General features: G+C 60.4%; 13 protein-coding genes. 11 read left to right on the forward strand and 2 right to left on the reverse strand.

Translation table 11 applies throughout. The annotated features are described in order from the left end of the window. Positions 1 to 152: 152 nt before the first annotated feature. Complete coding sequence (locus ACM561_RS02955; RefSeq protein ID WP_425907914.1) at positions 153 to 467, reverse strand: hypothetical protein; 315 nt, start codon at positions 465 to 467, stop codon at positions 153 to 155. Between the two features lie 221 nt (positions 468 to 688). On the opposite strand from ACM561_RS02955, the gene ACM561_RS02960 reads away from it, so the two are divergent. After that, a complete protein-coding gene (locus tag ACM561_RS02960; protein WP_425907916.1) occupies positions 689 to 2467 on the forward strand; it encodes an EAL domain-containing protein in 1779 nt (592 codons plus the stop codon). A 129-nt stretch (positions 2468 to 2596) separates the two neighbouring features. Here the strand turns inward: ACM561_RS02960 and ACM561_RS02965 are convergent, their stop codons facing one another. Further along, positions 2597 to 3655 carry a polysaccharide deacetylase family protein gene (locus tag ACM561_RS02965; RefSeq protein WP_425907918.1) on the reverse strand — a complete coding sequence of 353 codons (1059 nt, stop codon included), beginning with the start codon at positions 3653 to 3655 and terminating at the stop codon, positions 2597 to 2599. Between the two features lie 264 nt (positions 3656 to 3919). On the opposite strand from ACM561_RS02965, the gene ACM561_RS02970 reads away from it, so the two are divergent. From ACM561_RS02970 to phoB, 10 genes are all read left to right on the forward strand, one after another. Then, on the forward strand, positions 3920 to 5311 hold the full coding sequence (locus tag ACM561_RS02970) for an OmpA family protein (RefSeq protein ID WP_425907920.1): 1392 nt from the start codon (positions 3920 to 3922) through the stop codon (positions 5309 to 5311). Between the two features lie 4 nt (positions 5312 to 5315). Next, on the forward strand, positions 5316 to 5642 hold the full coding sequence (locus tag ACM561_RS02975) for a hypothetical protein (protein WP_425907922.1): 327 nt from the start codon (positions 5316 to 5318) through the stop codon (positions 5640 to 5642). Positions 5643 to 5771: 129 nt separating this feature from the next. Continuing rightward, entirely contained in the window at positions 5772 to 6827 is a 1056-nt protein-coding gene (locus ACM561_RS02980; RefSeq protein ID WP_425907924.1) for a UPF0104 family protein, read from the forward strand. Then, positions 6808 to 8160, forward strand: a complete 1353-nt coding sequence (locus ACM561_RS02985) for an ATP-binding protein (protein ID WP_425907926.1) — start codon at positions 6808 to 6810, stop codon at positions 8158 to 8160. Before ACM561_RS02980 ends, ACM561_RS02985 begins: the two co-directional genes overlap by 20 nt. A 127-nt stretch (positions 8161 to 8287) precedes the next feature. Then, positions 8288 to 9313 carry a phosphate ABC transporter substrate-binding protein PstS gene (gene pstS / locus ACM561_RS02990; protein ID WP_425907927.1) on the forward strand — a complete coding sequence of 342 codons (1026 nt, stop codon included), beginning with the start codon at positions 8288 to 8290 and terminating at the stop codon, positions 9311 to 9313. Between the two features lie 126 nt (positions 9314 to 9439). Next, positions 9440 to 10429: a phosphate ABC transporter permease subunit PstC gene (gene pstC / locus ACM561_RS02995; protein ID WP_425909622.1), complete on the forward strand. Its 990-nt coding sequence runs from the start codon at positions 9440 to 9442 to the stop codon at positions 10427 to 10429. Between the two features lie 82 nt (positions 10430 to 10511). After that, positions 10512 to 11357, forward strand: coding sequence for a phosphate ABC transporter permease PstA (gene pstA / locus ACM561_RS03000; protein WP_425907929.1), 846 nt, complete (start codon positions 10512 to 10514; stop codon positions 11355 to 11357). Continuing rightward, entirely contained in the window at positions 11354 to 12172 is an 819-nt protein-coding gene (pstB, locus tag ACM561_RS03005) for a phosphate ABC transporter ATP-binding protein PstB (RefSeq protein ID WP_425907931.1), read from the forward strand. The genes pstA and pstB overlap by 4 nt, the downstream gene beginning before the upstream one ends. A 33-nt stretch (positions 12173 to 12205) precedes the next feature. Beyond that, positions 12206 to 12922 (forward strand): phosphate signaling complex protein PhoU, encoded by a 717-nt coding sequence (gene phoU / locus ACM561_RS03010; protein WP_079445661.1) that lies wholly within the window; start codon positions 12206 to 12208, stop codon positions 12920 to 12922. Between the two features lie 21 nt (positions 12923 to 12943). Then, positions 12944 to 13648 (forward strand): phosphate regulon transcriptional regulator PhoB, encoded by a 705-nt coding sequence (gene phoB, locus ACM561_RS03015; protein ID WP_425907933.1) that lies wholly within the window; start codon positions 12944 to 12946, stop codon positions 13646 to 13648. The last annotated feature ends 5 nt before the right edge of the window (positions 13649 to 13653 follow it).

Consider the following 13653-nt stretch of genomic DNA (forward strand, 5'->3'; position numbering starts at 1 on the left):
GTCCCTCGCTGTTGGAATCCGACCACGTTGGCGTTTTCGAGCGAAGCATGTCCTCGGGCTTCACCCGAGGATGGATATCGGTTCGCGTGAAGGGAACGCGTCCGATCATGGAGCCCCGCTCCTGATTCCGTCAGAACGGAAAGGCTGGAGGCTCAGATGACGCGCAGTAGCCGCGCACCAGACTGCGCGCCCGCTTGATTCCGCTCGCCCGTTGAATGATAGGCTGCCTGCGCAACCTGCGGTGTCGCGCGGCGGAACATCCGCGTCTGTGGACTATGCTCCGCAGCGGCGATCAGTTGCGTGACAAAGAACGCGTCATGGCGCGCCGTGGAACGCCGAACCAGCCGACGCTCCACAGGCGCGACGGCCGATATCGGCCCTGGGCTCGGAGACTTTGTCGCGCCGCTGCGGTCCCGTCCGGGATTTGCAGCGATTCCAGATATCCGGCCCGTTCCTGCGATCGTCATCGTTCATGCAGCCTGTGTGTTGTTCCGGGACATTGTGCCCGTGCTCGCAACTACCATCGCAAAAGCTGTGCCGGGACCGCTTCCTTGGGAAGGAAACCCCATTCGGGTTGGAAATGGCGATCTTTAGGGTTGTTTTATGAACTTTACCTAGCGTGTCCGGGACAGGACGCTCTATTCTTTAAGACGGGAATCACTTGGCAGCGTCCTAAAATGAGGCGATCGTGACATCCGCCATTTCACCGGCAGGCAATCCCTCGTCCGGCGCTGATGCGTCACAAGCCGCCAGCGCGCCTACGGCCCTGCCCCGAGCGACTCAAGAACCCCGGGTGCCGGCGATTCTTGCGGCGCTGGGTCGGGCCGCGTTTACTTGGGATATTCCAAGCGATTCCCTGACCTGGACCGAGGGAGCGGCGTCGATCTTTCAGGACATCGACCCGCCCTCGCTTGCTACCGGAACCGGGTATGGAGCCCTGATCGAACCGTCGGGATCGATTCGTGTCGATATTTTCTCAGCCACGCCAACCGCCCGGCAGCGCTGCGGGGAGGGAGTGCCCTATCGCATCGAATATGGATTGCGCGCCAGTGCCTCCGCGCCGATGCTGTGGATTGAGGAGTCCGGATGCTGGTTCGCCGACGCCGATGGCAAAGCGGTGCGTGTCGAGGGTATCGTGCGGCTTGAGAATGAGCGGCGGGCGCGGGACGAGCGGCTTATCAGTCTGTCCCGGAACGATGCCCTGACCGGCGAGCTTAATCGCACGTATCTGACGGCGGCTCTCGCCGAAGCGATCGAGGAAGCCTCGCGCTATCGCTCGTCGTTCGCGTTCATGATGGTCGGGATCGATCACCTCGCGCGCATCAACAATGCTTTCGGCTTCGATGTCGCCGACGAGGTGATCGGCGATGTCGCCAGGCGCATCCGGGCGCGATTGCGCGGCGGCGACGTTCTTGGCCGCTTCTCTGGCAACAAGTTCGGAGTGATCCTGAAGAACTGCGGTTTGGACGACGTGAGTGTCGCGGCCGAACGCCTTCTGGCGGGCATCCGCGAAGAGATCGTGATGACCAAATCCGGCCCCGTTTCGGTCACCGCCTCGATCGGCGCCGTTCTGGCTCCGCGTTATGCTCGGACCGCTGATGAAGCGATCAATCGCGCCCAGGAAGTCCTCACGGCTGCGAAAAGTCGCCGTAGCGGTTCGCTCGCAGTGTGGCGACCCGATATTGAGCGCGACGCGCAGCGTCGAATCAACATCAGGGTTACCGACGAGATCGTCACCGCATTGAACGAGCGCCGCATTCTCACTGCTTTTGAGCGGGTGGTCGACGCGCACACGCGCGAAACGGCGTTTTATGAATGCCTGGTCCGGATGCAGCAGCAGAACGGTCAGCTCCTGCTCGCGCCTGATGTCGTGCCGGTAGCGGAGAAGCTCGGCCTAATCCGTCTGGTCGATCATCGCGTGCTGGAGCTTGTCATCGCCGAGCTCGCGGAAGCGCCCCACGTTCGGCTCAGCCTCAATATCTCGCCGGAGACCACCATGGACGTTGATTGGTGGACAGCGATCGAAGCACTGATGGGGGCGCATCCCGGCGTGGCCGAACGCCTGACCGTGGAGATTACCGAAACTGCGGCGATACAGGATATCGACGACGTCCAACGATTCGTCACGCGGTTGAAAGACTTGGGCAGTCGCATCGCGATCGACGATTTCGGAGCCGGCTACACCTCGTTCCGGAACTTGCGCAAGCTCGGCGTGGACATCGTCAAAATCGACGGCGCGTTCGTGCACAACCTCGCGCGCTCTTCCGACGACCGGGCGTTCGTGCAGACGCTGATCGATCTCGCGCGGCGGCTCGATATCAGGACGGTTGCCGAGTGGGTTCAGGATGAGCAATCCGCCATCATGCTGCGCGACTGGGGCTGCGACTACATCCAGGGTAGGCTGATCGGCCTCGCTTCGCCGACGCGGCCATGGAACGTTCCGGCGGCTGTTCCGGCGGCGAACTGAAACCCTTCATTCGCAATGACGCAGATGCTGCCTCTTCGCTTCTGTCGGGAGGATCGGAATGTACCGCGATGATGTGTGACGAAGTGATGCTTACCCAATAGGCACGCTTGAGCGCAACGTCCTCGAGCCTCAGGTGACGTCAACGCGACGGAATCCATTCCACAGGGCGGTCGCCGCGCCCGATGTCAGCACCGGAAGGACGCGGGCAGTCTGATAGTTTCCGTTGAGGGAAATTCGCGGCAGCGCGGTCGGATGCTCCGCATTCTCACCAAAGATCATGCCCGGTCGCGTTGTGACCGCAGTATTGAAACCGGCCGCCTTGGTCATAGCGAACTCGCGCGCTCCCGCGGCGTTACGGTCGCCGTAGGGATAGGCGAGATGGACGACCGCACGCTGCAAGACAGCTTCGATCTGTGTCCGGCTGAAGGTGATCTCCTGAAGGGCCTGCTCCTCGCTTCGCTTTGCGAGGTTGCAGTGACTGACGGTATGAGCGCCGATCGTGACCAGCGGATCGGTAGCGAACGCTTTCAATTCGTCCCAGGATAGACACAGCTCCGCGCTGATGATGGATTCATCGACGCTATAGCGTACGCACAACCCATCGAGTTCGCGCGCGACATCGCGGTCGTCCGGCAGCCCACGCAGCAGATCGTGAATGAGAGAGAACGCTCCCTGCTTTTGTTCGACTGTGCGGGTATCGAGACGTATGACGGTGCCACCGATCGTGCTGTCAATCCGCTCGGTGGAGGCAATGACCCGTTCGAGCGCCACCCACCAGAGGTGACCGGTTCCGCTTGCGAAATCATTCGCGACATAGACGGTGAACGGCGCGTCATATTCGCGCATTGCGGGCAGTGCGAAGTCGCGGTTATCGCGGTAGCCATCGTCGAAGGTGAAGCACGCAAACCGTCGCGAGACGTCGCGTTGGGTCAACCGGCGATGCATCTCGTCCGCGGTCACGATGTCGATTCCGCGCGACCGGACATGGGCCAGGACCATGCGCAGAAACTCCGGAGTCACTTCCAGGTGATGATTGGGTTGGAACGGAGCATTTCGGCGCGGCCGCACATGGTGCAGCATGAAGATCGTTCCAACGCCTGCGAAAATCGGCCGCAGCAGGTGATGAGCGCCGCTGAAATACAGGGCATCCAATCCGGCCCGAATGACGGTGTTGCGGAGCTGCTTCATTTGAAGTGATCGGCCAGTCCCTGCTGTTGACCAAATCTTAGTCGGAAACGGTTGAAGAAACGGTTATCCCTTCGGTCCGTCGCTGATGGGGCCTCCATTTCATTTCGGTTTGACAGCCCGGCAAGGGTTTGTTTTCTCTTCATTTCGTCACGCGCGGCCGACCGAATCGCGTCCGGCTTTACCCGGTGCGCGCTTCAAAAGCTGGAGCGGATTGCATGATCCGGTCCGTCGGCAGCCGGCAGATTTTGCGCGACAGGATATTGAATGCGCGGATTTTTCAGATGGAGCAGCAAGTGGTGGCCGGGTGTCATCCCGCTCACCGTTCTTTGGGGGTTAGCCGCTTGGACGACAACGGGTCCGCTAGAAGCCGATCTGAGCGAGCAGGCCGCCGCCGTACTCAAGGACAGCGTTCTCGATAAAACCACGATCAGCGCTGCCGGACGCGACATTATGTTCTCCGCCGAGGCGTTTTCGGAGCAGGAACGCAGCAACGCGGTGGCCTTAGTAGAGACGGTCCCGGGTGTGCGACGGGTCAACGATCGCACCGCGCTCGTCGCCGAAGCCAAACCGTTTGTCTGGACCATCGAACGGGAGGTCGGAAGGGTAACGCTCGGCGGAAACGCGCCGTTGCCGGTGGTCAAGAACAAACTGCTGGACGCCGCGCGTGCAACGTTTGCCGGCATCGACATCGCTGATCACATGGATTTAAAGCGCGGGGCGCCGCCGAGATTTGAAGCCGCAGCGACACTACTGATCGGTGAGACAGGCAAGCTCAAGACCGGCAAGGCAACGATTTCGGATTTAACGGTGAATCTATCGGGCATGGCGCGTGAACTGGGTGGACGCGAGGCAATCGCCTCGGCGCTGAAGAATTTGCCTGACGGATACTCGGTCGCCAACGATATTCACGCCCCGCCATATGTCTTCGAGGCCAACAAGGATCCGGTCGCCGGGACGCTGATATTGACGGGGTATGTGCCCGACAATGCGATTCATGCCACGATCGTTGCATCCGCTGGCCGCAAATTCGGCGAGAAAATCATTGATAAGCTTAAGGCAAGTCTCGGTGCGCCGTCAGGCTTCGATACCGTCGTCACGCGGGCGCTGCGATCTTTGTCGCGTCTGTCGACAGGGAGACTCGTCGTCTCTGATCGGAGCGTCGATCTCTCCGGCGACGCGCTATATGACCCGGCCGAAAGGCAAATCCGCGCTAATTTGCCCAAGGATCTACCTCGCGGCTGGGAGGCAAAAATGGAAATTTCGGTCAAGCCGCCGGCAGCCCCGGTCGATCCGACGGTGTGTCAGCAACTGTTCGGTGAACTTCTGGAGAAGCGCACCATTCAGTTTGAAACCAGTCAGGCGACGTTGGAGCTCGATTCGATTGGCCTGCTCGATCAATTGACGGAAACCGCGCTGCGTTGCCCGACGGCCACAATCGAGATCGTGGGGCATACCGACAGTGACGGTGATGCGTCATTTAACCAGACACTGTCTGAACGACGCGCGCAGGCGGTTGTGGACTTTCTGGTGAAAGCCGGATTGCCTGCCAGTCGATTCAGGCCGATCGGATTCGGCAGCGCTCAACCAATTGCCACCAATGACACCGACGAGGGCAAAGCGAAGAATCGACGCATTGATTTCATTGTGAGGCAGTAAAGATATGGTCTACCTGGCAGGATTTCACTGGGTTTGGCTCATTGTATCGTTGCTGCTTGGCCTTGCTATGGGTTGGATTGCGGTGGTGCATCGCGGGCGGGGAGTCCCAAAACCAACTGCGCGGTGGCTATCGGCCCTGGTCTTAGCGCTGATTGTGGTGGCTTTCATGCACGTTGTTCCCGGCCGGTTCGGTTATTGGCTTGACCTTGGACTGGTGATGCTCGGAGTCTATCTTGTAGGCTGCGCGGTCGGATCGTGGTTGCGCGATGGGGTAGTCTCGCGTCAGGCGGCGTCCGGTGGATCGACGGAACACTCTGGCGAGACACTCTGATGTGTTCAAATTAAGGGATTTGTTGACGCCGGCTGAATTCCACTAGGAACCAAAACACGCTACGACCATGTCCCGTGAATGAATGCGGAAAGGCACGACGTTGCCGTGGACCGCATTTCGAGGTTCTCGATGCTTGGATCAATACGCAGAGCGATCTCGATTCTGCGCCGGAAACGAATCCTGCACAAGCTCGGTGTGGCGATCAGCGTCACTGTTATCGCGGCCGCTTTCTACGTGCTCTTCCATATTCTCCGGGACATCGATGTCGAGGAGGTGATGGAGGCCATCAAGCGGACCGAGTGGCGCTCGATCGCGTTGGCGGGCCTGTTCGTTGCCGCGGGCTATTTCACGCTGACATTCTATGACCTGTTTGCGGTGCGGACCATCGGGGTCACTCATGTCCCCTACCGCGTCACGGCGTTCGCGGCCTTTACCAGCTATTCGGTCGGCCACAACGTCGGCGCCAGCGTGTTTACTGGCGGGGCGGTGCGCTATCGCATCTATTCCGCCTGGGGGTTGAATGCGGTCGATGTCGCAAAAGTCTGCTTTCTGGCGGGTCTCACCTTCTGGCTCGGCAATGCCGCCGTGCTCGGACTTGGTATCGCCTACCACCCCGAGGCGGCGACGAGCATTGATCAGCTTCCGCCAGTGTTCAATAGGCTGGTCGCAATCGCGATCATTCTTGCACTGATCGGGTATGTGATTTGGGTTGGGGTCCGGCCGCGTCGCGTCGGTAGCGGGGCATGGACGGTGGTTCTGCCCGGCAGTCGGCTGACGCTGCTGCAAATTTTTATCGGAATCGTCGATCTGGGATTTTGCGCACTCGCGATGTACGTGCTGCTTCCCCACCAGCCCAATGTCGGCTTTGTCGTTGTCGCGGTGATTTTCGTGTCCGCGACGTTGCTGGGTTTTGCAAGTCATTCGCCCGGGGGGCTCGGCGTGTTCGACGCTGCCATGCTGATAGGCCTGTGGCAGATGGAGAAGAAGGATCTTCTGGCCGGGATGCTGTTGTTCCGGCTGTTCTATTATGTTTTGCCCTTCACCATTTCCATAATCTTGCTAACGTTTCGGGAAGTTTTTGTCAGCGCGCGAATGAGACGCGTGGGTAAGGCGCCGACCGGATCGAACGCTGGACCCGACAGTAAACTGCCCTATCTGGGGGAGCATGGCGATTCTGGCGCCTGACAGCACTCAATCGGCTGCGGAAGCAAACGCCTCCCGGGTCTCAGGGCCCGGTGCGAGGACCGCATCCTGGCCGGACCGGTTGCGCCGCTCCGCGCTCATCCTGCTCGTTGCCGGGCTTGTTTTGACCGCACTGGTTGTGTTCGGCGGCTTGCAGCCTTTGGGCGCCATCGCCGCCTTTGTCTGCATCACCGGTGCGGCGCTGGTGCCCTGGCAGGTTCAGGATCCGGATGCGTCGCGCGAAACCGAACTCTGGGCCAATCCGGTCGAGACGGAGGTGGCACATGCCATCGTTGCCGGTATGCCGGATCCCAACGTGCTGCTCGATAGGGTCGGCCGCGTCATCCATCTCAATGTCGCGGCGGCGCAGCTCGTACCGGCGTTGCGTCGGAGCGAGCTCGCGCAGTTCGCACTGCGGGCGCCTGAGATCGTCACGGCGTTGCGTGAGGCGATTGCGACCCGGGAATCGCGGCGGACGACCTATCTCAATCCTGTTCCGGTCGATCGGTGGATGGAATTGATCATCACACCGATTCCGGTGCCAACTGCATTCGGCGGCGTCGACTATTGCATGCTTTTGACGTTTCACGATCAGACGCCGTTGCGCCGGGTCGAGGAAATGCGCGCCGATTTCGTCGCCAATGCGAGCCACGAGTTGCGCACGCCTCTCGCGGCGCTCTCAGGGTTCATCGACACGCTGCAAGGTCCTGCGCGCGAGGATGCCCGGGCACGAGAGCGGTTTCTTGGCATCATGCACGCGCAGGCGGCGCGGATGGCACGGCTGATCGACGATCTCTTGTCGCTGTCGCGGGTCGAGCTGTCGGCGCATGTGCGTCCAGAGACGATTGTCGATGTTGTTCCGATCGTACGAGAGGTCGTCGACGGACTTGAGCCGCTGGCGGCGGAGCGTCATGTCGAGATCGAGGTCGCATTGCCCGAGGCCTCGGTGCGGATCTGCGGCGATCGTGAGGAGCTGCTGCGGCTATTCGAGAACCTGATCGAGAACGCGCTGAAATATGGCGCGTCCGGCGGCAGGGTCATGGTGTCGTCGATGCTCGGCGTCTCGCCGGAGGGCGCGCCGGAATTCCGGGTGGTGGTGCGGGATTTTGGTCCTGGCATCGCGCCTGAGCATTTGCCGCGCCTTACCGAACGCTTCTATCGGGTCGACGTCGGCGACAGCCGGGCTCAAGGCGGCACAGGCCTCGGCCTGTCCTTGGTGAAACATATTCTCAACCGTCATCGCGGTCGTCTTTTGATCGAGAGTGTGCCCGGCCATGGCGCGAGCTTTGCCGCTTGTTTTCCACAGGCACAGAACGCGACGGAAGCTGAAAATTAAATAATTTCAGATGCTTGGATGTGTCATGCCCCTGTCGTCGAACTGTCGTAAAAAGCAACATCGGCTGTACCTAGAAGGAGGCGGTGAGCGCATCCGCGCTCTCTGCTCAATGCGAGGGAGATCACGCATGAATTTCTTCCGGGTCGTCGCCGCCGCCGGCCTTGTCGCCACCTCGGCGGCTGCCTTTTCGGTTCCGGCGAAGGCAGCCGATGTCACTGGCGCGGGCGCGACCTTCCCGTTTCCGGTCTATTCCAAATGGGCTGATGCCTACAAGAAAGAGACTGGCAACGGTCTGAACTATCAGTCGATCGGGTCGGGCGCCGGCATCAAGCAAATTCTTGCCAAGACGGTGACCTTCGGCGCGACCGACGCGCCGCTGAAGGCCGACAAGCTCCAGAAGGATGGTCTTGTGCAGTGGCCGATGGTGATGGGAGCGATCGTACCCGTCGTGAATGTCGAGGGCGTGAAGCCTGGTGAAATGGTTCTTTCGGGCGAATTGCTCGGTGATATCTATCTCGGCAAGGTCACGAAGTGGAACGATCCTATGATCGCGAAACTCAATCCGGGCGTCAAGCTGCCTTCGGCTCCGATCGCGGTGGTGCATCGTTCGGACGGGTCAGGCACCTCGTTCAATTTCACCAACTATCTGTCCAAGGTGAACGCGGAGTGGAAGTCTAAGGTCGGCGAGGGCACCGCGGTCGAATGGCCGGCGGGTGTCGGTGCCAAAGGCAATGAAGGGGTTTCCGGCAATGTCGGCCAGACCAAGAACTCGATCGGCTATGTCGAGTACGCCTATGCCAAGCAGAACAAGCTGACTTATGTCGCGCTCGTCAACAAGGCCGGCGAGGCGGTGCAGCCGACCATCGCTTCCTTCCAGGCCGCGGCCGCCAGCGCCGATTGGGCTCACTCGCCGGGATACTACGTTATCCTGACGGATCAGCCGGGCGAGACTTCCTGGCCAATCACAGCCGCGACGTTCATCCTGATGCACAATGAGCCGGCCGACAAGGCGGCCTCCGCTGAAGCTATCAAGTTCTTCAAATGGGCGTTCGAGAAGGGCGGCAGGATGGCCGAGGAACTCGACTACATTCCGATGCCGGACTCGGTCGTCGAGCAAATCAAGAAAACCTGGACCTCCGAGATCAAAAGCTGATCTTGGGGTAGTGGAGGAGCGCCAGAGCGCTCCTCCACTAGTTTTGACGGGTGCAAAAAGCTGTCTCCGTATCCCGGGCATGATGTTTTGCGAGACATACAGGACATAGGAATAGGCGTGACGGAAATAGCCCTTCATGGCAGCGCGGTGGAGTCGGCGGACCGCTATGATCGAACCCGCGCTCTGAACGCATTCAGGTTCGGGGATCGCGCGTTCTACTGGACCACGCGCATCAGCGCGATGCTCGTTCTGATGTTGCTCGGCGGAATTATCATTTCGCTGGTCGTGGGATCTTGGCCTGCGATTGTGGAGTATGGAAGCGGGTTCCTGACGACGCAGCGCTGGGCGCCGTCCGCCGAGCCGCCGGTGCTGGGCGCGCTGAGTCCGGTGTACGGCACCGTCCTGACCTCGGTCATCGCCATGATGATCGCTGTCCCGGTCGGAATCGGAATTGCTGTTTTCCTTACCGAGCTGTGCCCGCTGTGGGCGCGCCGGCCGATCGGCATGGCGATTGAGCTGCTCGCGGGCATTCCTTCGATCATCTACGGCATGTGGGGCTTCTTCATCCTCGGCCCGATCCTCGCCAACACGGTGCAGCCCTTCTTCATAGACCTATTTGAAGGTGTGCCGGTCCTTGGCTCGATCTTCGGCGGTCCGCCGTCCTATTTGAGCCTGTTCAACGCCTCGCTGATCCTCGCCATCATGGTGTTGCCTTTCATCACCGCGATTTCGCGTGACGTGTTCGCAACTGTGCCACCCGTCCTGAAGGAGGCGGCCTATGGCGTCGGCTGCACCACCTGGGAAGTCGTCTGGTACGTTGTGCTGCCCTATACGCGCGTTGGCGTGATTGGCGGCGCCATGCTGGCGCTCGGCCGTGCGCTCGGCGAAACGATGGCGGTGACATTCATTATCGGCAACTCGTTCCGCATCTCGTCGTCGATCTTCGCGCCCGGCACGACGATTTCCGCAGCCATCGCCAGCGAGTTCGCGGAGAGCGACGGCTTGCATCAGTCGAGCCTGATGCTGCTCGGTCTGCTGTTGTTCGTTCTGACGTTCTTTGTGCTCGCCGCAGCGCGGCTGATGCTGTTGCGGTTGGAGAAGAAGGCAGGGAAATAGGCATGGCACGGAAGAACGGAACCCGATTTTTCCCGACAAACGAATTCGTTTGTCCAGCGATTATGCCTGTTCAGGTCAAGCCATGAATCCGATCTATGCGTCCCGCCGCCGTCGAGACGTTATCGTCCGCGCCCTCTGCTTTGTTGCCGCCGCATTCGGTGTCTCTTGGCTCGGGCTCATTCTGTTCACGCTGTTCTATAACGGTCTCGCCGGGATGAGCTGGCAGCTTTTCACCCAGAACACGCCGCCGCCCGGCGCGTCCGAAGGCGGTCTGCTGAACGCTCTCGTCGGCTCCATCATCATGACGGTGATAGGTGTGGGGGTAGGTGCGCCGATCGGGATGTTTGCGGGCACCTACCTTGCGGAATACGGCAAGCACGATCGCCTCGCGCCGGTCATTCGCTTCATCAACGACATCCTTCTCAGTGCGCCTTCAATCATCATCGGTTTGTTCGTATACGGCGCGGTGGTGGTCCCGATGGGAGGATTCTCGGCGCTCGCGGGGTCACTTGCGCTCGCTGTGATCGTCATTCCGATCGTGGTGCGCACCACCGAGGACATGCTGAGCCTGGTACCGAACTCGCTGCGTGAGGCGGCCTCCGCGCTCGGCTTACCGCGCTCGCTCGTCATCAAGCGCATCGCCTATCGCGCCGCGCGAACCGGCCTGATCACCGGCGTGCTGCTTGCCACCGCGCGCGTTGCCGGCGAGACCGCGCCGCTGTTATTTACCGCGCTGAACAACCAATTCTTCAGCATGGACCTGACCAACCCGGTCGCTAACCTTCCTGTCACCATCAACAACTTCGTGCAGAGCCCTTACGTCTACTGGAAAGAACTGGCGTGGAGCGCCGCGCTGTTGATCACCTTGGCGGTATTGGTGCTGAACATCATTGCGAGGTTGATGGGCTCTGAGAGGATCGCAAAATGACCCACGGTTCCGTCGCCGCCTCAGGCTCGGCTGCTCCACCGCCGGTGATTGATCCGGTCATTCCGGTGAAGATCGATGCTCTTAACCTCAATTTCTATTACGGCCAGCATCATGCGCTAAAGAACGTCAACCTGTCGATCGCCGGCAACCGCGTGACGGCCTTCATCGGACCCTCGGGTTGCGGAAAATCGACCCTGCTTCGCATCTTCAACCGCATGTACGACCTGTACCCCGGCCAGCGCGTCGAAGGGCGCGTGTTACTGGACAACAGCAACATCCTGGACCCCAAGCTCGATCTTAATCTTCTGCGGGCTCGGGTGGGCATGGTGTTCCAGAAGCCGACACCGTTTCCGATGACGATCTATGACAACATTGCGTTTGGTATCCGCTTGTACGAGAGGCTGCCGAAATCGGAAATGGACGATCGGGTGGAAAAGGCACTGCGGGACGGCGCCTTGTGGAACGAGGTCAAGGACAAGCTCAATGCGAGCGGACTCAGCCTCTCCGGTGGTCAGCAGCAGCGCCTGTGCATCGCGCGGACCGTTGCGGTGCGGCCCGAGGTGATCCTGTTCGATGAGCCGTGCTCGGCTCTTGACCCGATCTCAACGGCCAAAATCGAAGAGCTGATCGATGAGCTGAAAAGGCACTACACGATTGCGATCGTTACCCATAATATGCAGCAGGCGGCGCGCGTATCGGACTACACCGCGTTCATGTATCTCGGCGAGCTGATCGAATTCGGTCCGACCAACAAGCTGTTCACATCGCCCTTAGATCGCCGCACCCAGGATTACATCACCGGCCGTTTCGGCTGAGGCTGCGTGCGGAGACGCGAGGAGAATTTTGATATGGCTTTCGAACACACCGCCAAGGCGTTCGACGACGACCTCCAGGAACTGACGCGGCTGGTGTCCGAAATGGGCGGACTGGCTGAACGGCAGATCGTGGAATCCTTGGACGCGTTGATCCGCCGCGACGTTGCATTGGGTGCTCGCGTCGTGGCCGCCGATGCCGAAATCGACAAGCTGCAGCGCATGATCGAGGAACGCGCCATGCTGACTATCGCTCGGCGACAACCGATGGCCGTGGATCTGCGCGAGATCGTCGGTGCCATGCGAGTTGCTATCGATCTGGAGCGCATCGGCGATCTCGCCAAGAACATGGGCAAGCGCGTGGTTGCGATCGATAGCGATTTCCGCCCGCTGAAACTGATCCGCGGTCTCGAGCATATGACCGATCTCGTGCGGTCTCAGGTCAAGTCGGTGCTCGACGCTTATGCGGCGCACGATCTGCCTTCGGCGATGGCGGTCTGGAAAGGGGACGAGGAAGTGGATGCTATCTGCACCTCTTTGTTCCGCGAGCTCCTGACTTACATGATGGAGGATCCGCGGAACATCGGGTTCTGCATTCATCTCATGTTCTGCGCCAAGAACATCGAGAGAATCGGCGACCACGCCACCAACATTGCCGAGACGGTGTTCTACATGATCGAGGGTCAGCAGATTCTCGACAAGCGTCCCAAGGGGGATATGACTGGTTTCGCATCGGCGACTCCACAGAACTGAAACGGGATCAGGCGAGATACGATGGGTGCACGCATTCTGGTAGTGGAAGACGAGGAAGCGTTGACGACGCTGCTGCGTTACAATCTTGAAGCCGAAGGTTATGAGGTCGAAACGGTAACGCGGGGCGATGAGGCGGATACGCGGCTGAAAGAGCGCATCCCCGATCTTGTGGTGTTGGACTGGATGCTGCCGGGCCTGTCCGGCATCGAGCTATGCCGCCGGCTGCGGGCGCGTCCCGAAACCAAGCAGCTTCCGATCATCATGCTCACCGCTCGCGGCGAGGAGAGCGAGCGGGTGCGAGGGCTTGCGACCGGCGCCGACGACTACGTGGTCAAGCCGTTCTCGGTGCCGGAGCTCCTGGCGAGGGTGAAAAGCCTGCTGCGGCGCGCGAGTCCGGCGCGGCTGGCATCGATCCTGATCTTTGGCGACCTCGAGCTCGACCGCGACAGGCACCGCGTTACGCGTTCAGGTCGTCCGATCGATCTTGGCCCGACCGAGTATCGGCTGTTGGAGTTTTTTCTCGAGCATCCCGGCCGGGTGTTCAGCCGCGAGCAATTGCTCAACAGTGTCTGGGGTCGTGACGTCTATATCGACGAGCGCACCGTCGACGTTCACATCGGACGACTGCGCAAACTGCTCAGTCCGGGTGGTGAGGCGGATCCGATCCGCACGGTGCGTGGTGCAGGCTACGCGTTGGACGAGCAGTTCGCGAGCGCGACTGAGTAAGCGGG

Origin of the sequence: Nitrobacter sp. TKz-YC02 (assembly GCF_049852135.1) — a bacterium.
Taxonomy (GTDB): domain Bacteria; phylum Pseudomonadota; class Alphaproteobacteria; order Rhizobiales; family Xanthobacteraceae; genus Nitrobacter; species Nitrobacter vulgaris.